This window comes from Luteibacter sp. NPDC104163, from assembly GCF_055584245.1.
On record NZ_JBVJMK010000007.1, the window covers coordinates 168,671 to 193,423 of the forward strand.

27 protein-coding genes are annotated in these 24,753 nt (G+C 64.8%); 16 read left to right on the plus strand and 11 right to left on the minus strand.

Annotated features, from left to right (window positions below; all coding sequences use genetic code 11):
* Positions 1-238: 238 nt before the first annotated feature.
* Positions 239-643, plus strand: a complete 405-nt coding sequence (locus tag ACZ6YI_RS11025) for a PPC domain-containing DNA-binding protein (protein WP_465778682.1) — start codon at positions 239-241, stop codon at positions 641-643.
* Between the two features lie 190 nt (positions 644-833).
* Here the strand turns inward: ACZ6YI_RS11025 and ACZ6YI_RS11030 are convergent, their stop codons facing one another.
* A complete protein-coding gene (locus ACZ6YI_RS11030) occupies positions 834-2,096 on the minus strand; it encodes a PucR family transcriptional regulator (RefSeq protein WP_465778683.1) in 1,263 nt (420 codons plus the stop codon).
* A 155-nt stretch (positions 2,097-2,251) separates the two neighbouring features.
* Between ACZ6YI_RS11030 and ACZ6YI_RS11035 the strand changes: the two genes are divergently transcribed.
* The 6 genes from ACZ6YI_RS11035 to ACZ6YI_RS11060 all read left to right on the plus strand — a co-directional run bounded on the left by ACZ6YI_RS11035 (position 2,252) and on the right by ACZ6YI_RS11060 (position 8,155).
* The gene (locus ACZ6YI_RS11035) at positions 2,252-3,523 is read left to right on the plus strand and encodes a PucR family transcriptional regulator (protein WP_465778684.1); all 1,272 of its coding nucleotides are present in this window, start codon (positions 2,252-2,254) and stop codon (positions 3,521-3,523) included.
* Positions 3,524-3,622: 99 nt separating this feature from the next.
* Positions 3,623-3,829, plus strand: a complete 207-nt coding sequence (locus ACZ6YI_RS11040; RefSeq protein ID WP_465778685.1) for a YtcA family lipoprotein — start codon at positions 3,623-3,625, stop codon at positions 3,827-3,829.
* Positions 3,826-4,851 carry a hypothetical protein gene (locus tag ACZ6YI_RS11045; RefSeq protein ID WP_465778686.1) on the plus strand — a complete coding sequence of 342 codons (1,026 nt, stop codon included), beginning with the start codon at positions 3,826-3,828 and terminating at the stop codon, positions 4,849-4,851. Before ACZ6YI_RS11040 ends, ACZ6YI_RS11045 begins: the two co-directional genes overlap by 4 nt.
* A 67-nt stretch (positions 4,852-4,918) precedes the next feature.
* Positions 4,919-6,550 (plus strand): FUSC family protein, encoded by a 1,632-nt coding sequence (locus tag ACZ6YI_RS11050; protein ID WP_465778687.1) that lies wholly within the window; start codon positions 4,919-4,921, stop codon positions 6,548-6,550.
* On the plus strand, positions 6,540-7,964 hold the full coding sequence (locus ACZ6YI_RS11055; RefSeq protein WP_465778688.1) for a TolC family protein: 1,425 nt from the start codon (positions 6,540-6,542) through the stop codon (positions 7,962-7,964). Before ACZ6YI_RS11050 ends, ACZ6YI_RS11055 begins: the two co-directional genes overlap by 11 nt.
* Positions 7,961-8,155 (plus strand): transposase, encoded by a 195-nt coding sequence (locus ACZ6YI_RS11060; protein WP_465778689.1) that lies wholly within the window; start codon positions 7,961-7,963, stop codon positions 8,153-8,155. The genes ACZ6YI_RS11055 and ACZ6YI_RS11060 overlap by 4 nt, the downstream gene beginning before the upstream one ends.
* A gap of 9 nt (positions 8,156-8,164) precedes the next feature.
* Here the strand turns inward: ACZ6YI_RS11060 and ACZ6YI_RS11065 are convergent, their stop codons facing one another.
* A complete protein-coding gene (locus ACZ6YI_RS11065; RefSeq protein ID WP_465778690.1) occupies positions 8,165-8,563 on the minus strand; it encodes a helix-turn-helix transcriptional regulator in 399 nt (132 codons plus the stop codon).
* Positions 8,564-8,769: 206 nt separating this feature from the next.
* Here ACZ6YI_RS11065 and ACZ6YI_RS11070 point away from each other — a divergent pair, with 206 nt between their 5' ends.
* The 3 genes from ACZ6YI_RS11070 (at position 8,770) to ACZ6YI_RS11080 (ending at position 10,571) form a co-directional block, all read left to right on the plus strand.
* Positions 8,770-9,717 carry a helix-turn-helix domain-containing protein gene (locus tag ACZ6YI_RS11070; RefSeq protein WP_465778691.1) on the plus strand — a complete coding sequence of 316 codons (948 nt, stop codon included), beginning with the start codon at positions 8,770-8,772 and terminating at the stop codon, positions 9,715-9,717.
* Between the two features lie 88 nt (positions 9,718-9,805).
* Positions 9,806-10,072, plus strand: coding sequence for a transposase (locus tag ACZ6YI_RS11075; RefSeq protein ID WP_465778692.1), 267 nt, complete (start codon positions 9,806-9,808; stop codon positions 10,070-10,072).
* A 22-nt stretch (positions 10,073-10,094) separates the two neighbouring features.
* On the plus strand, positions 10,095-10,571 hold the full coding sequence (locus tag ACZ6YI_RS11080; protein WP_465778693.1) for an SRPBCC family protein: 477 nt from the start codon (positions 10,095-10,097) through the stop codon (positions 10,569-10,571).
* On the opposite strand, the gene ACZ6YI_RS11085 is transcribed toward ACZ6YI_RS11080, so the two are convergent.
* The 6 genes from ACZ6YI_RS11085 to ACZ6YI_RS11110 form a co-directional block, all read right to left on the minus strand.
* Complete coding sequence (locus ACZ6YI_RS11085; protein WP_465778694.1) at positions 10,522-11,805, minus strand: Na+/H+ antiporter; 1,284 nt, start codon at positions 11,803-11,805, stop codon at positions 10,522-10,524. The genes ACZ6YI_RS11080 and ACZ6YI_RS11085 overlap by 50 nt on opposite strands.
* A 53-nt stretch (positions 11,806-11,858) precedes the next feature.
* Positions 11,859-12,335: a DoxX family membrane protein gene (locus tag ACZ6YI_RS11090; RefSeq protein ID WP_465778695.1), complete on the minus strand. Its 477-nt coding sequence runs from the start codon at positions 12,333-12,335 to the stop codon at positions 11,859-11,861.
* Entirely contained in the window at positions 12,328-13,128 is an 801-nt protein-coding gene (locus ACZ6YI_RS11095) for an HvfC/BufC family peptide modification chaperone (protein ID WP_465778696.1), read from the minus strand. Before ACZ6YI_RS11095 ends, ACZ6YI_RS11090 begins: the two co-directional genes overlap by 8 nt.
* Positions 13,125-14,162 (minus strand): hypothetical protein, encoded by a 1,038-nt coding sequence (locus ACZ6YI_RS11100; protein WP_465778697.1) that lies wholly within the window; start codon positions 14,160-14,162, stop codon positions 13,125-13,127. Before ACZ6YI_RS11100 ends, ACZ6YI_RS11095 begins: the two co-directional genes overlap by 4 nt.
* Complete coding sequence (bufB, locus tag ACZ6YI_RS11105) at positions 14,131-15,048, minus strand: MNIO family bufferin maturase (RefSeq protein ID WP_465778787.1); 918 nt, start codon at positions 15,046-15,048, stop codon at positions 14,131-14,133. Before bufB ends, ACZ6YI_RS11100 begins: the two co-directional genes overlap by 32 nt.
* Positions 15,049-15,129: 81 nt before the next feature.
* A complete protein-coding gene (locus tag ACZ6YI_RS11110) occupies positions 15,130-15,462 on the minus strand; it encodes a BufA1 family periplasmic bufferin-type metallophore (RefSeq protein ID WP_465778698.1) in 333 nt (110 codons plus the stop codon).
* A 1,199-nt stretch (positions 15,463-16,661) separates the two neighbouring features.
* Here ACZ6YI_RS11110 and ACZ6YI_RS11115 point away from each other — a divergent pair.
* On the plus strand, positions 16,662-16,991 hold the full coding sequence (locus ACZ6YI_RS11115) for a hypothetical protein (protein WP_465778699.1): 330 nt from the start codon (positions 16,662-16,664) through the stop codon (positions 16,989-16,991).
* 1,155 nt (positions 16,992-18,146) lie between these two features.
* Here the strand turns inward: ACZ6YI_RS11115 and ACZ6YI_RS11120 are convergent.
* Entirely contained in the window at positions 18,147-18,419 is a 273-nt protein-coding gene (locus ACZ6YI_RS11120; RefSeq protein ID WP_465778700.1) for a hypothetical protein, read from the minus strand.
* A gap of 904 nt (positions 18,420-19,323) precedes the next feature.
* Between ACZ6YI_RS11120 and ACZ6YI_RS11125 the strand changes: the two genes are divergently transcribed.
* The 3 genes from ACZ6YI_RS11125 (at position 19,324) to ACZ6YI_RS11135 (ending at position 21,950) form a co-directional block, all read left to right on the plus strand.
* A complete protein-coding gene (locus tag ACZ6YI_RS11125; RefSeq protein WP_465778701.1) occupies positions 19,324-19,683 on the plus strand; it encodes a response regulator in 360 nt (119 codons plus the stop codon).
* Positions 19,684-19,748: 65 nt separating this feature from the next.
* Positions 19,749-20,192: a PAS domain-containing protein gene (locus ACZ6YI_RS11130; RefSeq protein ID WP_465778702.1), complete on the plus strand. Its 444-nt coding sequence runs from the start codon at positions 19,749-19,751 to the stop codon at positions 20,190-20,192.
* A 66-nt stretch (positions 20,193-20,258) separates the two neighbouring features.
* Positions 20,259-21,950, plus strand: a complete 1,692-nt coding sequence (locus ACZ6YI_RS11135; protein WP_465778703.1) for a PAS domain-containing protein — start codon at positions 20,259-20,261, stop codon at positions 21,948-21,950.
* Between the two features lie 367 nt (positions 21,951-22,317).
* Here ACZ6YI_RS11135 and ACZ6YI_RS11140 read toward each other — a convergent pair whose 3' ends face one another.
* Positions 22,318-22,686, minus strand: a complete 369-nt coding sequence (locus ACZ6YI_RS11140; protein ID WP_465778704.1) for a hypothetical protein — start codon at positions 22,684-22,686, stop codon at positions 22,318-22,320.
* 92 nt (positions 22,687-22,778) lie between these two features.
* Positions 22,779-23,006 (minus strand): hypothetical protein, encoded by a 228-nt coding sequence (locus ACZ6YI_RS11145; protein WP_465778705.1) that lies wholly within the window; start codon positions 23,004-23,006, stop codon positions 22,779-22,781.
* Between the two features lie 518 nt (positions 23,007-23,524).
* Between ACZ6YI_RS11145 and ACZ6YI_RS11150 the strand changes: the two genes are divergently transcribed.
* Together ACZ6YI_RS11150 and ACZ6YI_RS11155 are read left to right on the plus strand one after the other, a co-directional pair.
* Positions 23,525-23,821 (plus strand): hypothetical protein, encoded by a 297-nt coding sequence (locus ACZ6YI_RS11150; RefSeq protein WP_465778706.1) that lies wholly within the window; start codon positions 23,525-23,527, stop codon positions 23,819-23,821.
* A 234-nt stretch (positions 23,822-24,055) separates the two neighbouring features.
* Positions 24,056-24,406 (plus strand): hypothetical protein, encoded by a 351-nt coding sequence (locus tag ACZ6YI_RS11155; RefSeq protein WP_465778707.1) that lies wholly within the window; start codon positions 24,056-24,058, stop codon positions 24,404-24,406.
* Positions 24,407-24,753: the final 347 nt, after the last annotated feature.

Sequence of the window (24,753 nt, forward strand, 5' to 3'; positions counted from 1 at the left end):
GGCCCACGGCAAGACCGACCCGACGCGCTAATGGGATGGTTTGGCTTTACGCTCAGGCTTAGGAAGGCCGGATGCGCGCGACGGCGCACGCCCGTTGTCGCTTGACGTCCCATTTATTCCGCGTGTGTTCCTATCGTCGACGCTCAACCGGCATCTGGCCGGCATCGGCACACACCGTCTCCGGAGCACTGTTATGACCTCCCCTTCCCGTTTCGTCCCGACACCCACCGGATACCTGATGGTCCTCACCGAGGGCGATGATGTCCTTGGCAATCTCGAGCGCCTGGCCCGGGACTGCGATATCGGTGCGGCCACCTTCACCGGATTCGGTTTCGTCCGCACGGTCACGTTTGGCTTTTTTGATTTCTCGGCCCGCCAATACAAGCCGGTGACGTTCGAGGCGTGCGAGCTTGCGTCAATGACCGGCACCATCGCCTGGAAGGATGATGCCCCCTCCATCCACGCGCATGGCGTCGCTTGCGATGCTGCCTTTGCCAGCCACGGGGGACACTTGCTCGCCCTTGAGGTCGGGACGGGCTCGGTTGAAATTGCCATCGACGTCATAAGGCAACGTGACCGCCGCCTGGTCCGAACGGTCGACCCGTCCATCGGGGCGAACATACTCCGGCTGGATGAGACGTGAGACAGACCAGTCCAAGGTAATCACGCGCTGTGCCGCCCGATGTTGCTAAGCGCTGCTCGCCACCTTGACGTTTGAGGCGGCGATCCTTCCGGTGATTGACCACGTGCCCGACGATGGGGCCAATCGCTCGAAAGAACGCCATCGATTGAACAGGAATGCCAAAGCGAGGAGCGGCGGTGCAGGCTGCACATCACCCAGGCGGAATATGGCTATGCCGGAACAACCGCATCGCCACATCGAGCCGGGCAATCCAACCCGCCTCGTCGAGCCGCGCACCAAGCATGCTTTCGACGCGATCCAGACGGTAGTTGAGTGTATTCGGGTGAATCCCCAGTGCCGCCGCCGTCAGCCGGCGGTGCTGGGCCTGGTCGAAGTAGGTGGTCAGCGTCGTGAGGAGCTCAGGCTCCAGCGAGAGACGCTCGAGCAACGCGTTGAGATAGCGCAGGACGTTCGGGGCACGAAGCACGCCATCGGTCACTGCAATCTCCGAGTAAGGATAGACGACGCCGTCGCCACCACTGCGCATGCCCGCATCCAGTGCCTTGAATGCCTCGTCGGCCGAATCGGCCCAACCCGAGGCGCCCGCATTCGACAGTCCCACGCCGACCGACGTGACCTCGGGAACCGACCTGACGATGCCTTGCGCAAGGCCAAGCAAGTGACGCTCGGTCGAAAGGACCGAGTCGCCCCGGTGCGTCGGGACCCAGACCACCAGCTTATCCCTGTGCATCATGTACACGAGTTCGTCGCTGGCCATCTTCAGTTGCCGCGCGATCCCGAGGACCACCTGGCCCAGCAGGGCATCGGTCCGGGAGGGAAACACATCGGGCAACCCAACGCCCATCACAAGGGCAACCCTCGGGATGGTCGGGTCGATACCGAGCGCCTCGCATACGCGCTGGAATGCAGCGGTATCACCCGGCGCGCCGAGCACCAGACCCAGCAACTCACGGCGCAGGGCTTCCTGGCCCCGGGTGCGCCGGTATTGCTCGTCGAGATACGCAGAACTCATGGTTTGCGCCACGGCATCGAAGTGCTCGAGCAGGTAGGGAGAAACCGTATACAGGAGCCCATCGCGCAGGTCGGCGTCATCGGCCAGCCCCGCCAGCGTGCTACGCCAGAGCGCCTGTGACCCGACCCGCACCGCTGCGAGAACGGATGGTAGGGGTAGCCCCTGGTGTGCGCGCTGACGCCCGCTCTCGGCCATCGCGTTGATGTCATCCTCATTCGGCCCGCACCCGGTCAGGAGTGTCTTGAACCAGATTGCGACGGTGCGACCGATATTGCCGCGCACCTCGGCTGCCAGTGCCCGGGGCAAGTCCGCGTAGTCGCTGTTCGACGTGATGATCGCCTCGTGCACGGCATCCACGATCGCCTCCTGCCCCCGTGCCAGACCCTCGGTCGCCACCCTCAATCTCGCATCCAGTAACGGGATGCACTGCACCTCAGCCACACCCACTCCCTTGCAACACCCGAACAGCCATGGTTGTAACAGCGCATCGAAACAATCCCCATTGTCAAAAACGCGGTATCCATTGTGGACATCCACCGAGAGCCGCCGCGCTGACCGGCCGCACGTGACCGCCGCGACAAAGGACAATGACCTGCATGACCATTCCCCGCCTGCACGGCCGCCTCATCGACCTGGGACAGCAGCTCGCCCGGGATCCTTCACATATCGTCGCCCGGCTGAACGAGCGGCTCGAATCCACCGAGCCCGGCTATGCCGCGCTTTCACCGCACGTGAAACAGGACGTGCGCGAGTTCATGCATTTCTCGGCCCGCGTGTGGTTCCGCACGGTGCTCGACGGGTTGCCGCCTACGGATGCTGACTGGGCGGTCGTCGACGCGTGCGCAAGACGGCGCGTGCACCAGGGCGTGAGCCTCGGTGCGGTGCTTCACGCCTGCCGGCTAGGCTCCCGTGAGTTGTGGGTCGAGCTGCTCGATACCGTGGGCCCGGGGGAAGAGCGCCATGCACTGCTGGATGTGTTCTCCGTCTACCTGCTCGACTATTTCGACGACCTCGCGCAACGCATCGCGTCGGCCTACCTGGACGAGCAGTTCCAGCGTGCGCGCTGGCGTGATGCGTCGCGCCACCAGTTGCTCAACGTCATCCTGAGTTTCCCCGATGACGAGGCAGCGTTCCGCCGCGCAGCGGAAGCGTTGGGCATCGAGCCCGCGGCGCCCTACGCCTGCCTGGTGCTCGACATGCCGCTGCCGGATACATCCCCGGCACATCTCGAAGGCGAACTCGACCGGCTCGTGCTCGCGGCGTCACGCGCGCTGGAACTGCCCGCGGATGCCGTGGTTCGTGCGCTGTACCGCGACCGCCTGGTGTTCTGGATGCCTGCGCTTCGTGGCGACTCCGTGCTCGCGGCCGACCGATCCATGCGCCAGCGCGCCGCGCTGCTTCTCAAGACGCTGCCTGGCATTCGGCGCATCGGCATCGGCCTCGCGAACACCGGGCCCCACGGTTGGGCGGAGAGCCTCGCCGAGGCATCGCGCGCGCTTCAGGGCGGCGTACCGGGCAGCGGCCACCAAATGGTCTTCCCCTATGCGGATATCGTGCTCAGTGAAAGCGTGATGCGCTCCCCGGCGGCGCTCCGTTACCTGGATGCGGTGGTCGAGCGCCTGTCGCACGATCCCGACCTCTTGTTGACGCTGTCGACGTTCCTGCATGAGGGCCAACACCGCAAACGAACCTCCGAGCGTCTGGAGATCCACACCAACACGCTGAACTACAGGCTCACCCGGATCGAGGACATCCTGGGCGCCTCGCTCTCTGACGCCACCTGGCTTGCTCGCCTGCAGGTCGCCCTTGCGCTGCGTAACGGCAGCGACCCGTCGATGAGGCGCGACCCGCAACCACCCGACGCGTGACGGGGCCTGTGCAAACCGCCACATGGACTGTGGGTTTGCACAATGGAATGCATGCTCCCTCCGCTTTAAAACCTGCCAATACCGTACGGCGGGTCTCCCATGACGTTTTCTCCCACGATCTCGATTTTCGGCTCCTTCTTTCCCACCTGGCTGCTGCTTGTCCTCCTGGGCATCATCTTTGCCGTGGCGGTGCGCCTGGTTTGCACACTGACCTCGTGGCATGAGGCCCTGCCCGTCCCCGTCCTCTTCTACGCCGCGTGTGCGGCTATTTTCGTCTTCAGCGCGTACCTCGCGTGCCTCGCATGAAGGCAGGACACCGCGCCGGTTGGGTCGCTACGCTCATCGCCGTCGTCCTGGCGGCGTCACTCTTCGGCCTCGTTGTCAGCCGGCTCGCGGCACGGCCACGCACGCACGTCGCCTCCCTCTATGCCGAGAGCACCGCGGTCGCCCCGGAGGTCACGGGGCGGCTGACCACGCTCTTCATCCGCGAGAACCAACGCGTCCACGCCTGGGAACCCCTGGCGCAGATCGACCCTGAACCCTTCGATCTCCGGGTGCGGCAGGCGCGTGCGCAGGTCGCTGCGCTCGAGGCGCAACTGGGCGTCGGCACCCGCCAGGTCAGGGCCCAGGGATCGGGGGCGGACGCGGCTGCCACGAACATCGCGCGCGCGCGCACCCAACTCCAGCTCGCCGACGAGACGGTCCGGCGCCTCGCGCCGCTGGTGGGTCCAGGCTTTGTCACCCGCCAGAAGATGGATGAGGCGGAGGCCGACCAGCGCTCCGCCGCGGCCGCGCTCGATGCAGCCATCAAACAATCCGACCAGGCGCGCTCGGGTATTGGCGACACGCTAAGCCTGGAGGCCCAGCTCGATGGTGCGCGTTCCTCGCTGCAGCTGGCCGAACGCGACCTGCGGCTGACCACCCTCCGCGCACCGTTCGACGGCATCGTCACCGGCCTGGCCCTCGCCGAGGGTACGTTCGCATCCGCCGGCCACCCACTCTTCACGCTGATCGATTCGCGCCATTGGTACGCGATCGCCGACTTCCGCGAAACCGACCTGCCCCGCATCGCACCCGGCGACGAGGCTTCGGTGTGGGTGATCGGCGATACGACGCACGCGTTGCCCGGTCATGTCGTCAGCCTTGGCCATGGCGTGCGTGGGGAAGCCACCGATGGACCGGGGCTGCCCTCGGTCGAGCGCTCCCTGAAATGGGTGGTCATCGCCCAGCGCTATCCGGTCCGAATCGAACTCGACCACCCACCCGCCGAGCTCATGCGCGTGGGGGCCACGGTCACCGTTGTCGTCCGGAGGCAAGGTGGCCACTGACGCACGAACGCCGTGGTTGGCGATGGCTCGTGCCGACCTCCGCATTGACCGCCACCGATGGGGCCGCATGGTACGAATGACCGCCTGCGCGACCGCGGTCGCGACGGCCTTCCTCGTCTTTCGCGTGCCGCTACCCGCTTATGGTGCGTACGTCGTGCTCATGGCATCCCAGCGCGACATGTCGACGTCAGCGATCCAGTCGGCCGGGGCCTTCGTGGCCGGCCTGGTATCGATATCGGGCAGCCTCCTGCTCTACATGCTGGATATCGGCGAGCCGGCCCTGCGCATTCCGCTCATGGCACTGGTCATGTTCCTGGCCATGTTCGCCTCGCGGATGGAGCGGATCGGGCCGGTGGTCTTCCTCGGCGGGTTCCTTCTCGTGGTCACGCAGACACTGGTCGACCAGATACCGGATGCCGAAGCGCTGACGCACCTGTTGCTGTGGCTGCTGCTCATCCTGGGCACGGCTTGTGCGCTGGTTCCTCTCGTCGAGGCGGTATTCGGCCGGTCCGCGAGCGCGGTTTTCGAAGAGGGCCTGGATGCGGCGCTCCGAGCACCACCCATCGGCCCTGCGCGCGCGGACGTCTCAGTGCGCGAGCTGGCGGCGCTGGCATCCCGGCTCGGTGAAGATGCCGCGACGCGACTGGGCACGACATGGCAGATCGCCACCTGCACGGCGGTGGCACGGAGGATGCCCGGTACGAAAGGCACCCGGCTTCTTGCCTGCGCCGAGGCCCTCCGCTCATCCCTCAGCCGCCGGGCGCCCGTTACCACGGCGGCGCCTACGAACGAAGGCACGTCGTTCGACCACATGGGAGGCATCCGGTTTGCGCTCAAGGCAACGCTCGCAGCCATGACGTGCTACGTGCTGTATTCCGCGCTCGACTGGTCGGGCCTGCGCACGTCGATCATCACCTGCTTCTTCGTCGCGCTCGCAAGCACCGGGGAAACCATCCACAAGCTTGGTCTACGCCTTGCCGGCGCGGCAGTCGGAGGTTTCATCGCTGGCGTGAGCATCGTCTTCCTGTTCCCCGTCATGGACGACATAGGCAGCTTCATCGTCCTTTTCTTCCTCGTCACACTGGGCTGCACCTGGATCGCCACAGCGGGGCCCTTGATCGCCTATGCCGGGCTCCAGACGGCGTTCGCCTTCTTCCTCGGGGTGCTTCAAGACACCGGCCCGACGGACGACCTGACGGTCTTGCGCGACCGACTGGTGGGCATCCTGCTCGGGAACATCGCCATGAGTGTCGTGTTTGCAACACTCTGGCCTGTCAGCACGCAAGGTAACCTTGAGCGCGTTGCTTCCCGCCTGCTTGGTCGACTTCGTCAGGTCGTCGCCAGCGCCATGCCAGCGCATCCGGCTGATGTCATCAGGACAGGCGTAGACCTGGAAGACATGGGGCGCCTGGCCGTCATCGCATCGTTTGAGCCAGCCCGCGACACGATGACGCCAACCCAACAACAGGACCGCCTGCACGGGCTCACCCGGATCGCGGCGTGGGCACTGACAGTGCCGGACCTGGCCGTGAGACGCGATGATCGCGAGTGGCTTTGTTCGGCACTCGGGTGGCTGGCGCGTGACGCCGACGATCACATGGGTACCGAGGTGTTCCCCGCGCCGCGCCCCGGTGCGTTCCCTGACGATCTCGTGGCGGCGATCGCCACGCTCGGTGCGAGGCCGGTCCGTGTCTCGTAACCTGATGTGCTCGCTGCTCCTGCTCATCCCAGCCACCGCACTGTGTGCGCCACCGCCGATCGCGCCACCGTCGCCGACCCGGCCCTGGCCGCTGCCGGACGCGGCGCCCGTCGCCCACCGCCCAGCAATCGACACGTCACATGCGACATATGATCTCGCCGGATTGATCGACCTGGCCCAACGCATCAGCCCGGAAACACGCCAGGCGTGGGACGAAGCAAGGGCTGCTGCCGCTGGCGCCGGCCTCGCACGCAGCGCTTACCTTCCGCAACTGGCCGTCGAGGCGCTCGCGGGCGCGCAGCGTACCCCGCTGCCGGCACCAGCCAGCGTCGTTCCCAAGGGCTATTTCGTCTCCGACACGCGGGAATTCATCCCTTCGTTAACGATCAAGTGGCTGCTGTTCGACTTTGGCCGCCGCGACGCGGCCCGCGACCGCGCGGACGCAACCCTGTTTGTCGCCAATGCGGCCTTCACCGGCGCGCACCAGACCCTCGTGTTCACCGTAACCCGCGACTACTACGCAGTGCGCGCCGCGCAGGGCAAGGAACGGGCAGCGCAAAAGGGGCTGGAAACGGCAACCATCGAACAGCAGGCGGTCGCCGCACGGCGAAAGCACGAGCTGGCCACCGTGGTAGAGGTGGCGCGCGCCGAGCGTCAGGTGGCACAAGCCCGCCTCGCGCTGGTCAGGACAGGCGCGGCCAGAACGGTCGCGCTATCCACGCTACTCGCCGACATCGGCCTGCCGCCCGACACAGCGCTTATCCTGGCGCCTGACGACATGGCCACCCTTCCGCTGCCGCCCGCCTCGGACGTGGCCCGATACGTGGACGACGCCCTCGCCCGGCGGCCCGATCTGCTGGCCGCCCAGGGGAAGCTGGAGGCCGCCGAGGCGGGCGTGCGCGCAGCCAAAGCCGACGACCGTCCGACCGTCTCGTTGCTCGGCCAGGCCTTCCTCAACAATGGGCGGTTGCGCTCGGATGGCGGCAACTGGTCATCCGTACATCGCCCCGGCGGCGCGCTATTCGTCCAGTTCAGCTGGCCGCTTTACGACGGAGGGCTGCGCCGTTCGTCACACCTTGCCGCCGAGGCGGCCCGGGATGCCGCACAGGACAGCCTCGAGGCGACCAGGCGGAAGGCTGAGAAGCAGGTCGCAAGCGCCTTCCATGCGCTGGAGACGGCGCTTGCCGAAGTCGAAGCTGCGCACGCGGTGACCCTGGCGGCGACGGTGTCGCATGACGCGGCGCTCAGCGCGTACCGCCACGGGCTTGCCACGTTCGACGAGCTTTCGGCTGAAGGTAACGCGCTGGCCGCGGCAGAGTCGGACGAGGAAGATGCGCGCGCCGACGCATTCGCTTCAGCGGCGGGCCTGGCCCTCGCTACGGGCGGAGCGGGCCCTGCTTCGGGTGCCCCGTGAGTGGGCCGTCGCCGCAGCCGGCCAGGGAACACGGCACCAAACGGCGATACCCTGCCCACGTGAAGACCGAAGCCGTGCGGCGGGTGCGGGAGGCCCGCGAACCGGTCGCCGCCGTTGCGCGTGATCTCTCCATCAAGGCCGGCAGTCTCTACATCTGGTTGCGCAAGGCCGACATCCTGGATCAGGCTTAGGTGGTGACGCTATCGCCCGGGCGCGAGGACAGTTGGCTTGCCGCCTCGCTCGCTACGCCAGCGCTTTGGCGGGCGCCCGATCACTCGCTTGAACACGTTGGAAAAATGCGACTGGTCCGACATCCCGCATGCCAGCGCGACATCTGCAAGCGACATGTCCGTCGTGAGCATCAGGTATTGCGCGTAGGCCATGCGCCGGCGCGTGATGTATTGCCCAGGCCGCTCGCCGAACGTTGCCTTGAAGCTTCGGTAGAAGTGTCCGACCGAAATGTTCAGCAGGCCTGCAACCGCAGCCATGTCAACGCGTTCGCCCAAATGTTGCTCGATGTAGTCAATCACCACCTTCCCATGTATGCCCGACAGGCGGGGCGACGATTTCGGCTGCACATCCATCAACGACTGCTGCATTGCGCCATCAACCATCCGGTTAAAAGAACAATTTGGCGGCAAGACACCGCCAATGGCATTGGGGATTTCACCAATGGAAATTGGGTAAATCTCCCGACGCCCGCCGCGCCCGCGAGAAGCAAGGCGCGCCTATTTACAGCAATACCGCGCAAGAACGTATCCCCGCCGGCGCGGGCACAATCACGCCATCTACCGGACACAGCACGATGTCCCAGCTGACCCCGAACCCGCCACAGGCCCCGACCGCGCTCTCCATTGACGCGATCCTGCATGCCCGGCCCCAACTGCCCATCGCCACGAGCAGGGGCCGGGGCTGGGCTGGCGTAACCCTGGACGTCCACCGCAGCTATCCGAACGTGGCCGAGTCTTACGCTCCGCTCGATCACCACATGGTGCACCTCTGCACGTCGGGCGCGTCACGCCTGACCCAGATCCGGGCGGGTGCGGTCGACACCCGGACCGTTCGGGCCGGCCACACACTCATCATGCCGGCGGGCTATGCCTCATCCTGGGACGGCGATGCGGCGCCCTCGGCGCGCTTGCGCATCCCCACCTCCCTCGTCACGCACGCGGCCGACGAGCTCGGCGACGCGGGGCCGGTGCGGCTGGAAGTGGTCAATGTATTCGATACCTTCGACCCCACCATCGCGCGCCTCGCCCAGGCGTTTGTCGCCGAACTCGACCTGGCGCCCCATCCGTGCCAGCGGCTCATCATCGACGCCCTCTCGAGCGCTTTGGCGGCGCATCTGCTCCGGCGCTACAACGTCTTCCGGCCGGTCGAGCGGCAGCGAACGCGCGGCCTCGGCCGCGCCGAGGTGGCCCGCCTCACTGACTACATCGAAGACAACCTGCACCGCCCGATCGGGCTGGCGGAACTGGCCGCCATCGTCGGCGTGAGTCGATTCCACTTCTGCCGCGTGTTCAAACAGACGATGGGCGTGACTGCATTCGCCTTCGTCGAAGAGTGCCGCATCCGCCGCGCCCGCCAGCTCATGGTCGAGACTGCGTTGTCGCTGGCCGACATCGCCCTCCTCGCGGGATTCTCCGACCAGAGCCACTTCACCCGTCGGTTCACCTTCCACGTAGGGGCCACGCCGGGTGCTTTCGCACGTGAGTACGGGCCCCGCCGATCGCGCGGCGTGCGGTCATCCTGAGCGCAACCGACGCCCATACTCCGCAACGTGGGGCCAGCCCCAGCCCCGCGCACGGACGTAGTATCCGGTGTCCAATGGAGGGAAGCGCGTGCGTACGAAGCGGTTCTCCGAGCAGCAGATCGCCAACGCCCTTTCCCAACTGGCGAGCGGCCGCGACCCCCAGGTCGTTTGCGATGAGCTGCATATCACGCGCGAGACGCTGGAGGCCTGGCGTAGCCGCTACGTGGGTACGGCCATTTCCACGGTGCGGCGGCTGCGGGACACGGAAATGGAGCTCGGCGCACTGAAACGCATGTATGCGGAACTCGCGCTAGAGAACGCGCGGCTGAAGGCGCTCCTTGCCGGAAAACGATAACCCACCGTCAGCGAGCACCAGGATGCCGGAGCACGTCTTCATCATCACCATCCGCGCACGACCCGAAGCCATTTTCGATGTGCTGACCGACTTGCGCCGGTATGGTGACTGGCTACCCCATTCCGCGGTGTTCGAGGGAACGCAGGCGATCTCCGAAGGACCCATAACAGAAGGGACGCGCTACACCGAGCGGAGCCTGTTCGGCGTCCGCGAAGGCGTCGTCGTCAGCCTGCGTCGACCTTCATGCATTGCTTACCACCAGCCGATGTCTCTCCGGCCCAGCTGGCTGGGACGACTGGACATTGACGTCACGGATACCCTCACCGACCTTGGCGCCAATACGGAGCTTTCCCGTACGCTTCGGGTAACGCCCCACGGCCCGGTGCGCTTCGGCGGGCGAGCCATCACCTGGTTCTTCGCCAGGGAGATCACGCGGATGCACGCACAACTCAAGGCATACGTCGAGCGTGCCCGATCGGGGCTTCAGCACTCCTCGTGAGCAGCCCCAGACCGACAGATGCGCAGACCATCGAGACGACGATCACGGCGGCGGCCAGGAAGATGGAAAGGTCACGCGCCGGCCAGGGCTCTCCTGATCCGGTCTGAAGCGGAATCGCCATGGCGGCGGCGAGTGTCACGGCGCCCCTTGCACCCGCCACCGCGGTGATCCCTACGACGCGCAGTTCAGCGAGACTGAACGCGCCACGCCAGCGGGACGCGCGGTGCTGGCGAAAGCGCAATGCCACCCACGCCCAGACCGCGCGGATCATCGTCAGGACAACGCAGATGGCAGCAACGTATATCGCGAGCCACCAGAGCTCGGCTTTGGCCGCCTGGCCGAGTGCCCGGTTCGCTGCACTGATGATCGCCGGTAGCTGCTGCCCAAGCACAACGAAGATCACGCCATTTCCCGCGAACGCGACGGCGTCCCACACAGCGCGCCTGCGCACGCGCGTCAACGCTGACGCCCGCCCCGCCCGCTCCTCAACGCCCATCGTGATGCCCGCCGCAACGGCCGCGAGGATGCCCGAGGCATGCAGCGCATCGGCTACCAGGTATGCCACGAAGGGGATGATGAGGCTCACAAGGACCTGCACGCCCACTTCCTCGCCCAGCGAACGCGCCACCCAATCCTTCGCGGCATTCGCAACGAGGCAGACGGCGGTCCCTACCAGCAGGCCGATCAGCGCTACCCAGGCGAACGTGCCAAGCGCATGGGCCGCGGAAAACGTTCCCGTCGCCGCAGCCGTGATCGCAAACCGGAAGCAGACAATGCCAGAGGCGTCATTGAGGAGCGATTCGCCTTCAAGGATGAGCATCAGCCTCGGCGGCATGGGTGACCGCGCCGCCATGGAGGTCACCGCCACCGTATCGGTCGGCGACAGGATAGCTGCCAGCGCGAAAGCGCCTGCCATGGTGAAGGTCGGGATGAGCCAGTGGATGAACAGACCGACGCCCGCGACCGTCAGGCAGACCAGCCCGAACGCGAGGGACACGATGGTTCCCTTGTCCGCGAACAACCCTTCGCGGGGCAATCGCCAGCCATCCAGGAAGAGCAGTGGCGCAAGGAAGAGCAGGAAGAAGGTGTCCGGAGACAGGTCCATGTCCACCGGATGGGCCAGGTCCAATGCACTCCCGAGCGCGATCTGAACGAGCGGCAGCGGCACGCGCTGGCCAAGCGCGCGGGTCAGCACCGCGCTCACCACCACGGTGGAGAGCAGGAGGACTGTCATTATAACGGCGTCCATGGTTCCTCCCGTTCGAGGCCGTCAGCTCGCAGTGCCCATCACCTGTGGGACAAGAGCCGATCAAGTGACACGGGGCCGGGCCCGAGTGCCATCACGGCCAGGGCGAGCGCAGCCCAGTACAAATGGAAGTTCGCCCAACCGTCGGGGAAGACGAGCTGGATCACGGCCGTCATGACGAGCAAGCCAAAGGCAGCGGCGCGCGTAGCCAACCCAGCAAGCAACAGCAGAGGCAATGCGATCTCCGCACACGCGACCAGCCAAGCGACCTGGTCCGGCCACGGGATGTCGACCTGCGCACCGAACAGATGGAGCTTGAACTGCTCTTCGAAGAGATAGGTGGTCGCCGGCGACAAGCTGAACCATCCTTCCCAACGCGTTAATCCCGAACGCAGGAATGGCAAGGCCAATGCGATCCGCACCGCGATCGGCGCCAACGCGGCACCGATGCCGGCAAGCGCTGCGTGGATGCGGGCCAGCCAGGTAAAGCGCGAGCCTCGACTCACATTATCAATCACCGGAAATCTCCATGGTTTGGGCGCCAATGCCCGATGCGACGACCAGGCGCGCTTCGACCAGCAGGCGTAAATGAAAAACGAGATCGAAGTCGTCGGCCTCCCTGACCGCGAGCGCCGCAGCAGCCGTCAGGTCTTCGCCGCGTATCAAGGCGGCGAGAAACGTGACGCCTCCACTCCCAAGCCGGTAGACCTCGACATCGTGGTACGGCCGCGCGACGACGCAGCTCTCCGGGCCCTCACCCAAATGCACGACCCGAGCAGCCAACGGGTCCGTGTTCGCCTCCCAGATGGAGACCACCGGGTACGGCGAACGGAGGAGCCTCACGGAAGGATGCATGACGAACCGCGCGTGCGCGTCCCCGCCGATGGCCGCCATGAGCGCACCTGGCTCGAGCACCGGGGATTCGCTCGAGTGATAGGCCTCGACCCAGGCCCGTTCCAGCCGGGCGACATCACCGAGATACGGGAGCGAAGCCACGGGAGGAAAACCATCGACGAAAGCGGGCAGCGACCCGCCGTACTCCGCCATTACAGGGGAATGCGGGACCTCACCGACGCAATATGCGCACGCCATGGCGCGGAAGAATTCGGTGCCGACGAGCCTGGCGGTGACCGGGTACGCATCCTCAAGCGTAAGCACCTGCCCCATCACCGCGTTGTTCCGGTAGACACTGAAGCGCCGCGCCACACTGGCACGTGGTCCGCCGGTGATTCCACGGGGAACGGGAAGCGAAGGATCAAGCACGGCGTCGCCGAAACGCGACTGCCAGCCGGTCTCAAGCCGGGCACTCACGGCTTTGCACCCGACGGTGTCGGTAGAGCCGCCATCGCCTTCGACCGATGAAGGACGTTCGACCAGAACATCTGGAGCTGGGCGAGGCCTCCCGCCGTAGAACTCCACAGGGTGGAGTCGCACACGAGCAAGGTCCCATGGAACACGCCAGGCCGTGACTGGAGCATGGCATCGAAGTCGCGCCAACCGTCGTCGCAGAACGGGTGCGGCAGCGCCGTCGGCTCGACCTGCTGCTGGACCAGGACATCGAGACTCTCCCGCGCCGGGCCCAGTCGCTCGAAATGCGGCAAGTGCGGATGCGCGTTGAAGGTCTCTACGTCCTTCAACAACCCCCACCGGTCCAGGGCACGAGCGGCCCGGAACGGCCAGGGTGTCCCATGGCTATCGAGCCGCGGCCGCAGGCCGAATCGATTTTCCACCGGCACACCCAGGCCGGAAAGCACGGCGCGCCCGAAACCGCCGAACCGTTGCTGAGGCGGAATGGAGCGATCACCGTGATGGTGAAACTCCGTTTCCTGGTGCCGGTCCCGCAGGTTCGGAGCGACGCCGGCGGTATCCCCGATGTCGTGGTGCGGACACACGAAGAGCATGTTGTCCGGCGTCCGGAGAAAGCGGCGGAGGGCTTTCATCTCAGCCGGCGAGGGGCGCTGCCTTGTCTGCATGGCATCGAAGCTGATGATGATCAGGGTATCGATTTCGCCAAGGAGCGCATCGGTCAGTTCGAGCGTCCCGAAGTTGTCGCTGACACGCTCGAGCAGCAAGACTTGGTGACGGGTGATGCCCTTCGCCAGCTGGAGAAAGTTGCGGAAGTTGGGCAGCTGGATGTGATCAAGAAACCCGGCTATGCCCTGGTCGATATCCCGCCCGCACGCCAGGTGCTCGAAGCGTGGATAGTGGATACGGCGCGTCTCGAACAATGCGGGGAAGCGATTGTTGATTTCGCCCAGCGCCGCGCCCGTCTCGAGCGGCCGGCTCCAGGAAAAATAAAGGCAGACGCGACGCTCAGCCACGGCGGCACCCGGACGCTCGCGCATGGGCTGCGGCTTCGAGCACGCCCGCTGCGATACCGTCTGCATGCGCAGCCTCGGCCACCAGCACATCCAGCCCGGGAATACTTGCGTCCCACTCGACCATGGCCGGTCGGGCACCGGTGAGCGCGAGCGCGGCTTCATACAAGGCCCAGACCGACTGACCTACGCTGCGATCATGCGTGTCGATGAGCACCTCGTCGCCGGTACCCGCGTCCTCCCGCTGATGGCCAGCGAGATGGAACTCGCCGACAGAGCCGGCGTCGATGCGCCCGATATAGGCCAGCGGATCCGTTCCATGATTCGCGCACGACACGACGACGTTGTTGACGTCGAGCAGGATACCGCAGCCTGTCCGGCGGGCAATCTCATTGATGAAGTCCGTTTCTTCGAACGTACTCTCCTCGAAACGGATATACGTCGCAGGGTTTTCAAGCAGCATTTCCCGGCCGATGTGGCTCTGCAGCTCGTCGACGTGCTCGCAGACCTTGCGCAACGTGTCGACCGTATACGGCAATGGCAGGAGGTCATTGAGAAAACCCCTCGAATGCGTGGACCAGGCCAAGTGCTCGGAGAACAACGCGGGCTCGTATCGATCCACAAGCGCTTTCAGGCGGTCCAGGTGTGCGCGGTCCAGGGGAAGTTGGCCGCCGAGCGAAAGGCCTACGCCATGCACGGAGATGGCATAACGCTCCCGGATGGCGGTGAGGTAGCGATGGGGAGGCCCGCCCGCGCCCATGTAGTTCTCGGCATGTACCTCAAAAAAGGCCACGGCGGGTCCGGTCTCGAGGATGGCGCGGTAGTGCTCGGGCTTGAGGCTCACGCCGCACCGCCGCTCCACCGGCATGGCACGCGGCGCAGCCTGGATAATCGAGGGATCTGGGCAGACCATAGACACGGTGTCGCCTTGAATGCGAATGGAAGCGCCTTGGGGAGCCCATCCGGCGCGGGCACCGCCGGATGGGCTTTGGCATCAGACCTTCGGCGAGAGGCTTCCGGGGCCGTTCGGGGTGCTCACCGCCGTGCAGGTGCCCTTCGGCACGAGCTTGAACGCGTTGCCCTGATAGTCCTGCGTGCTGGTACCAGCACAGGTCGTGCCCGCGCCGGCATAGCAGTCGTTCTGTCCCTTCAGGGCAGTCCCAAAGCACGGCTCAACCTTTCCGGACTTGACCAGTTTGGTATGTTCCCCCTGGATCTTCTTCTGCGCGGGCGTGAAGTCCTCGGCGGAAGCCGCCCCGCAGGCGAAGCTGCCGACGACGGTTGCGATAGCGCCAGCAACAAGAAGGTTCATGGTTCGGCTAGACATCGATACATCCTCAGTGGCTTTGAGAGAAGAGGCTCGCAATTGGTTCGGCCCCGTGAAGATGTTGTGTCGGATAGCGCGGGCTTGATTGCATGGCGTTGTGCGGCATGTCATCTGGTTGCGCCACGAACATGACCAGGTTGGCGTCCGTTGCCAGAAGGTGGCCGTGCCGCGGATGCCGCCGTCGCGGTCGGGTCGAGCGGCCGCCTGGAACGCGGTGCCTACGCACCCTCGTGGCACGCCGAACACGTACTCGGGCCGTCCAACCGTTCAGCAATGTGGCGGCAGATGGCGGCGCCTTGAACGTCGCCACGAGGCCTGGACTGGAATGATTGCGCGCATGGCTGGCATGCACCCTGCTGAGCAATCCGGTCGGGACGGGTTCCTGGCCGACGCTGCCGATCTTCAATGCTCGATGGCGGACGAAGACTGGGCGGAGGTGGAATTCCTCGCCCATCGGATTGAGTCGGCTGCCCGCATTCATGCGGACCAGACCGTGATCGATCACGCAGCACGCCTGGTGAGATCCTGCCGCCGCAATGCGCCGCATGAGGGGAGAATTGATGCCGCTCGGCGCCTGCTGGCTCTCCTAAGGGTGCCTGCCTTCCGGGGCCCCCTCTAGCCGACACTGCCGGTCTCGTGTGCCGGGTGACCGGCACTCGTGCCTTGGGCGGACCGCTTTGGGTGCAGGCCCGTGACGCATTTGCCGGGATGCATCCCCCAGTTGCTCGCGGACGTGCCGGCGTCTCCGTCCCGACGGCTCGCGGTCCCGGATGAACCGCAGACATCCTTCAATCGAGCCTGGTCTCCTTCTGGCCGCAAATCTCCCATGCGTCTTCCCGGTCTTCTGGCCGGATGTCCGGCGCTCATGCCTGGCATGGCTGCCTGCATGCACGGATAGTCCTCGCCCCATGCGCTTCCCGAATTCGCGATGTGCCCCCGGTGCCTTGCGGACCCACGCGGCGGGACGGCCCTCGACAGGCGTGCAATGCCACAAGCGGGCGGCTGATGTCACGTTGGGCTGACGTGCCGAACGATCGCACCGATCCCGCAAAACCGGCGGCACATGAGGGTTGCGCCGGCGGTGCATTACTCGCCGCCGACCCGTACATAGTTCTCAAGTTTCCGGTTGCCGGGCCGATACACCGGCGACGGGACAACGGGAGTTGCATGTGAACTTGAGAGGCGTGGCGCTTTCGGGCATGTTGGTCGCACTCCTGCCCGCCTGTTCACATGATTTCCAGTTGCATCTCGTCGCCCAGGAGACGGCTGCGAGCGCCGACATCCGCATTCAGGGGGAACGTGGGACGGCTTCGTGGAACTGGGGCTCCAACGAGGTGAAGCAGGCGGTGACCTCGGTGGAAGAGACGCGGGCCATGAAGTCCGGCGGCGCTGCAAAGGGCCCCTTGCGCGTGACGCTGGCCGATGGATCGGTCCTCACGTTTATAAAACACGAGTCTTTTTACATCTGTCAGTCGGGTTGTAACGGCGAGCATCTGCCTACCGCATGGGCCAGAGCGCCCACGGACTAGGTATCCCTCACGCATCGATGGGGCAACTTCATTCACCCTGCTGCGACCCTGCGGGAAATGCGCCCGCCTGGGCATGCCCGCTCACGTCATCGATACCCAATGTCCGCATGGGATGACGCAGTGCACTGCCGGGACAGAGCCCGCCCCTCTCTGCCCTGTCGCGTCGTCCGCCAGCCAGTGAGTCGCAACGGCTAATAGAAGTAAGGGGCACCTAATGGAGCCGACCCGACGAAATTGTTAAACAAGCTCCTGAATCGTTTGTCTACTTCGCTATGGCGCGGTCTCTCACCACCGTCGATTCGCGAGTATCTGCGGCGCTCGACAGAGCACGCCCCTCGAAAAGCTCTCCCACATCGCCGCGTCGGGTATGCCCCATGCCCTGACTTGCACAGACCGATGGCCAAGGCATCGTGGCCCGTCGCTCACCGGGCCCGGCGCCACACATGGCGAGGATTCTGCACTCACTGCATCCGACAGCTGCTCAGGCTGAGCGAAGGTTGCTACTTTTTTTGATGATGCGCGGTCAAAAGCCTTCGATTTGCCAACAGGGTCGCTTTTCCTGACCGCGTCGCCTGTGACACCCTTTCAGCGTTCCCGGCTTTCGCTGTTTTCCCGTCGATCCCGGGGGCAAGCTGGTCCGCTTCGCCGGGAGGCGTGGGCGGCTGGTGACTTACTTGGGGCACGTCCGCCATGCGGTCGTTCGCGCGGCTGCCTGGGTGTCCGAAGGGCCGGCTGACATCAGCGGGGGCGGGGATCGGGTTGCTGCCGGTCCTCGCCAGTTCGGGCCGCCGCGCGGCGGGGTTCAATGAACACAGCGCCGCCCCACCGACGGGGGCCATGGGCGGTCCACGGGTCCAGGAGGCGTTGGGCCAACGCGACTGCGGTCGCTCCCGCTCCCAGCGGCTCGCCGATGCCGAATGCCAATACGGGGGTTGGGCTTGAGCCTTTACGGCGAAAATCCTTCCGCCTGCCCGTCAGGTCAGGCGGAAGGACCTGTCATCCTTGACTACAGTTACAGGGACGACAGCGCAACCGGGAGGAGGCGCCGGCATCGTGCGATGCTCACGCATGGCGGCGCGAGGGTAACGGAGACGGAACGATTTGCCAACGTGGCCCCGGCCAGTCCGCCGCCCTGCGGCGGATGAGATAGAAAACTTAGCCTTCCTCGTCGGGCTCGCGCGCACCATCGATAACCAGGGCGATCTCATCGGCCAGCACGATCATGGCCAGGCCCAGGTCGCCCTGCTCGCTCAGGTCTTCCTCTAGGGCATCGACCACGCGTTGCGCTGCCTGCGCCACCGTTTGGAGCTCGGCCCTGCCAGCGAAGTTGAAGACGTCAGCGGCGAGCAGGCGGGCCTCCTTGTGGTCGCCGGCTTCGACGGCGGCCGCCAGTTGCGTTGCGGTGGCAATCACATCTTCGAGCGTCATGACCGAGCCCCGATGTCACGAGGCTCATCCTAGTACGCAACGCCGAACGCGGCCACCGTGGACCCAAGCCTACGGAAGACCGTCCTGGACGGCGTTATGGCACGCTGTCGAGGCCGCGCGCCGCGTCCACGCCCCCGACCCCGACCCGGACCCGGACCCGGACCCGGACCCGTGCGAGTAAAGCTTTCCCTGACAGGCCGCGTGCGACCGCAGATCCCCGTCGTTTCGTGTCGCACTGGGTATGGCTTCATCCACGCACAACGCTTCAGTCGATTGTGAGCGCTGGTAGAAGGGCGCAGTGCTTGGGCTAAGGCCGCTCAACGGATGCCGTCCGATCCGGCTTGGGTCTTGCCGATCGGCAGCCATCCCAGGCAGCGACGGCGCGCGGTGCCGGGCGAGGCACATGTGTCGTTTCGCAAAATTTTCTTTGCTGTTCCATCCACCCGCGCACGCTCAGCATCCGAAATTCGGCCGTGATGGGGGCTCTGCTTCGATGACGCACCGGAAACTCGCTCATCTCGCCATCATTTAGCGCCTCGGAGCGTGTGGTCTTCGGCTCGGGAAACGTGCCATAGGGCGATTGACCGTGCACACCGTAAAGGTCCACAGAAGTGACGCCATCGCCTCCGACGGACTCACGCGACGCCTGGCCCTCACAACCCTGAACAATCGCCGCCAAGGTCCCGTGGGGGGTCAAGGCGCTGCGGCGCAACGGTTAACAACCCGTACCGGAGCGAGGCGCCCGCCTCTTGCGGCGCTGCCTCGGCGCTATGCGCCACAAACAGCGCAGGTTGCATGCGCTTCGCCTACCCGATCGTCACGAGTTCGGGTCTACCACCAGCTGACGTGGAACCGAGGGCGCACGATGGCGACCGACTCAGTACTCCAAGGTCTATACGTCCTCGTGGTCGAGGACGACTTCTTTCTCGCCGACGCGTTGGTGGCGAACCTGAATCAGCGAGGCGCCGTGGTGATTGGCCCTGTACCGAGCGTCGCCAAGGCGATCCGGCTGGTCAGCGCCAGCCCGCTTATCGACGTGGCCGTGCTCGACGCGAATCTCGGCGGCGAGCTATGCACCCCTGTCGCTGAGCATCTGCAGGCCGCAGGGATTCCCTTTGTGCTGGCCACCGGCTACGACGATTCGAGCCTGCCGGACGCCTTCAACGACGTACCTGTCTGTCAAAAGCCCATGGGCATGAATGCTCTGGAGGGCGCGGTGGAACGGTTACTTCCACGCGCGAGCGATGGCCGGCCTCATGCGTAAGCAACGCATGGACTGTGTCCGCCGAAGATATGGGAGCTTTGAATCATATCGCCGGGGATCGCGTTATGGGTGACAGCACGCGGCAAATCCCGAAGCCGGGTACGAGCCTCGATTACCCCGAAGTATCAGGGACCAGCAGCGACCAGACCGACTACCGGGCCATTCTCGACGCAATCGATGAGGGCTTTTGCACCCTCCAGCTGGTGTTTGCCGCGGACGGTAAAGTTGCCGATTATGAGTTCCTCGAGGTCAACGCGGCGTTTGAAGCCCAGACCGGGCTGAAGGACGTGGTCGGCAAACGCATGCGGAATTTGGTGCCGGCCCATGAGCGAGCATGGTTTGAGATCTACGGACGTGTTGCCACCACGCGACAGCCCGAGCGGTTCGAACAGCGCGCCGAGGCGCTGGGCCATTGGTACGACGTTTATGCATTCCCCGTGGGCGCGCCCAGTGATGGGCGGCTCGGCACGCTGTTCCACGACATCAGTGCGCGCAAGGGCCAGGAGTAGGCGCTGTGGGAGAGTCGTCAACGCTACCAGGCGCTGGTGACCGCCGGGGCCTATTCGATCTACCGAATGAGCGCCGATTGGCAGTTTATGTTCCAGCTCGACAGTGACACCCTGGTCGAGACCCTCGCCCCTTTCGACACCTGGATGGAGCGCTACATCCCACCGCAAGCGCGATCCCTAGTGGTCGAAGCGATCGACCACGCGATCCGGACCAAGTCGCTCTTCGAGTTGGAGCACCAGGTGCTACTGGCTGACGGTGGAACTGGCTGGGTTTTCTCGCGGGCCGTTCCCATGCTCGATAATACGGGCCGGATCACACAGTGGTTCGGCGTGGCTACCGACATCACCGCGCGCCGCGCGGATGCTGAGCGCCGACGAGAGATCGAAGACCGCCTGCGCCAGTTCGGCGAGGCAGCGCAGGATGTCTTGTGGCTGCGAGACGCCGGCAACCTCCAATGGGTATACCTGACGCCGGCATTTGAGACCATCTACGGTATGAGCCGGGTGGAGGCGCTGGAAGGCGACAACTTCCGAAGCTGGCTGGACCTCATCATCCCGGAAGACCGCGCCCACGCCGCCGCCATGATCGACCGAGTGCGCGCGGGGGAGAAGACGGTCTTCGAGTATCGCATCCAGCGGCCCAGCGACGGCGAGATCCGCTGGCTGCGCAACACGGATTTCCCGATCACCGACGCTGATGGCCGGATCGCCCTTATTGGCGGCATCGGGCATGAGGTGACGGAGGAGAAGCGCGTCCAGCAGGCGCTGATGACGAGCGAGGAGCGTCTGAGCAGCGCCGTGCGCGTGGGCAAGCTCGGTCTGTGGGACTGGAACATGGCTGCGGACCAAATCCATTGGTCGGACGAGCATTTCCACCTCCTTGGATACGCTACTGGCGAGGTGCGGCCGAGTTATGCCCATTGGCTGAACCGGGTCCACCCGGACGATCGCGCGCCGACTGAGGCCGCGTTGCAGGAGGCCTTGCGAACACACTCCGACTTCATCCACGAGTTCCGCTCGATCCATCCCGACGGGTCGGTGCACTGGTTGGCCGGCCGTGGCCGCTTCTTTTATGAGAACGACACGCCCACCCGTATGGTCGGCGCCATGCGGGACATCACCGAGCGCCGCGAATGGGAGGAACGTCAGCGGGTGCTCGTGGCCGAATTGCAGCACCGCACACGCAATCTGATCGGTGTGGTGCAGGCCATGGCTGACAAGACAGCTGCAGCCAGCGAAGATATCAACGATTTCACTCATCTCTTCCGCGAGCGTCTGGATGCCCTAGCGCGGACCCAGGGCTTGCTGTCGAGGCTCCATGAACACGACCGGGTCACTTTCGACGAGTTGGTCAACACCGAATTCTCAGCCATGGACGGAACGGCGCATCAGATCGTGCTAAGTGGTCCACTCGGAGTGCGGCTGCGCTCGTCCACGGTCCAAACCCTGGCCATGGCGATTCATGAGTTGGCGACCAACGCGGTGAAATATGGCGCGCTCTCCCAACCCCAAGGGCGTTTGAGCGTGACATGGCGCCTCGGTTCCCGCGACACCGATGCTCCCTGGCTGCACATCGAGTGGCAGGAAAGTGGCGTGCTCATGCCGCCCGAAGGCAGTCGCCCGCAGGGCACCGGTCAGGGCAGAGAGCTGATTGAGCGGGCGTTGCCGTACCAATTCGATGCCGAGACGAGTTATGAACTCGGCGCCGACGGGGTCAGGTGCACCATTGGTATCGCAGTCTCTACGAAGGGGCAATAATGCCTTTTCGTCTCCGAAGGCTGCCCGATGACCGTTACACGCAGCCGCTACCGACGGTGGATAAACGAATCGATCTTGCGGCGCCGATTTTGTCACCCGATCGAACTCGGTTACGTCAGCGGCAATAGCCTCGTTGTGACAATCTCATCGTGCACCGGTCGCCTCAGTGGCAGTTCTGCAGATCGGTGGTCGTGTTCAGAATGCCTGCAGGCCCGACGCAACCGCGGAAGCCGCTCGTCTTGATGCATCCAGCCTTGGGTGAACCTCTGACTTTTCCAAAGAGGGATTCCTGGGCGAAGCGCCTCAATAATCTTGAGACATCGCTGCTCATTCCGCGCGTTTGTAACTTGCGCGAAAAACCTGGCCTTTACGGCCTTCCATGCCGATCCCTGGAACGCGTGACGCTCTTTGACCTCAACATGGCCACGCCCGCGAACAGTGCTGAGCAAGCAATGGTCACGAAAACGAACAACGATCCGATGGGCACCAGATAATGCACGCCAATGATCGCCGGAGCGAACATGGCGAGCAACGCGAGCGGCCCCATGACCCACCACTTTGGAAGAACCAAAAAAACAACGACCATCGCCAAAATGAAGGCTGCATACGCCGAAAGCAATTTGACGAGACCGGAATCATCGAGATACCACATAAAGCGGTACGCATATACAAAGTAGTGAATTACAAAAGCACACAGCAATGCAACGATGGAAATTCCTGTGTTCTTATTTTGCATTATCAACCACTTCTTTCATGTTTTGCCGCAAGGCCGCGTCTTCTCCCACGAGCGGGACAGGCGGCACTTCCAAATAATGGCGCCGCGAAGTGCTACGCATGTCGTCTCATCCAGCTCTTGTAGCTTTGCCACAATGTCATCGCGGCCATGCGGTCGAGTCCTTCTGGATTGCGAGAGGCGAGATATTTCTCGAACTGCATCCACGTTTCGATGTCGGGTAGCTCCATGTCAGTTCGGAGGCTCTCGACCAATCGTCCAACGCCACCCCTGCCGAGCCGCCTTCGCTGCAGATAACTCCCGAATGACAACTGCTTGTCCATGGGCATCGACTCTTCCTCTCCATCAGGATGCGTCTGACCGCCAATCTGGTGCCTCGGCGCCGGATGCTTAGGCCATGCAGGAACCATCGCGCCCGGGCTCCGCACTGCCTCTGTTGACCAGGCCGCCAGCGCTAACGGCCACGCCCTCCGCGCAGGAGCGAACCGTGGCACCGGTCGCCTGAACCGTATCAAAAGACCTGCCACGGGTCTGTCGCGGGCGAGACAAACCAGTCCGGCGGTGAGGACGACCCTGGACTGATCGCAGGCAGTGCGCATGCCAAGTGAAACCCGCGCGAGCGGACCCGTCGAGCATGCGCGACCGCGTCAGATATGCCGCCCCAAAGCCTGGCAAACCGCGAGGCGTAGCCGGGGGGTGACTGCGCCCACCCTTCCCTTTGCCCCCGAGACGCGTGGGATGCACCGGCTCACTGGCGGGTCCGGCCTGCACTTTGATCTGGACAGTCCGCTCTCCAGGGGCGCACGCTGTACCGCCGCCGAGTGTCTGCACCGGAACCGCAATGACCGACAACAGTGCCGTCATCGATACCGCTGCCCTGGTGCAGGAGGGCGCGAGCCTGCGCGACGCCTTGTTCGTCTACGACATCGCCGAAGTGCGCTTCCGCGTTCTTCGGATCCAGGAACTGGCCGTTATTCTCGGGTTGCCCGAAGTCGAGGCGGCCGCCGCCCTCTTGGCCGACGATCTGCGAGAACACGGTCAGGTTCCGCGTCCGGCAAGTGCATCTGCCCTTGCATCGCTGTCCGACACCGTAAACGCACTTCACAGGAAGTCACGGAGGTCGCCGCCACCCGACTGAACCAGCCAGGGCGGGGCGTTCGGCGGTGCGCGGCCGGGGGCAAGCACGTAACGGCCGACGTCGGTCCTGCGTGAAACCCTGCCATCAGCCCCTTGGTCGACCGGTCAGCCTTCGAAGGGCAGTGCAAAACCTCACAAGACAGCAGTGCCCGGCAAATGGTAGGCCCGAATGTCAAGTTTCGCCGGAAGCGGCCGATTAACAGATGCACCTTGTGTCAACAGCTCTTCTTCTGCCATGACCAATTCTTCCGGGGCCAACCGGACCGCCAACCTCAGAGCGCTCTGCGCGGCGCTCGAAAGCCGCAGCCTCGCCGGCTCGCACCGTCTGGCGGCCGCCTTCGGACCGTCCATGACGCCCGAACGGCTAAGGGCCCTGCTCGCGGGCTCGCCAATGCCGGATTTCCTCGCCCGCTCGGTGGAACATTTGATGGGCGTACCCTGGCACTGGCTCGATGACTTGCATGAAACGGTCGACGGCCCCGCACGCAATCTCCTGGTCGAACGGGCCCTTCGCACGGAATCCCCGGATAGCGTCGCGCCGCACCCCGACGTCGTCGCCACGCTCCCCAGCCTGCTCGATGCCTAGAATGCAGCTGAACCCGGGTCTCGCCAGTTAGAACAACAAAGTGGCCATGCGGCGGGCCCGGGGCCGGACGCGCCCAATGCACCACCGCCAAGGGAGACGTCAGGGCGGAAAGGCCGTCCCCATCAGGCAGGCGGAGGGGCCCCGATGGTCTCCATGGCTCACGGGTCCCTGTCGACTCCAGAGTACCCTTACCTGTGTTCAACCCTGCGCGCCTGGACGATCACCCAGGCAGCATCAAGCAACCAGATGGGGAACCATTGGTCAGGGCCAGCGCGGCCGCCCTCGGGGCCCACACCACCCGAAAGCCGATACTGCCGATGAGCCCCGTCCGTGGCATTGATTACGAC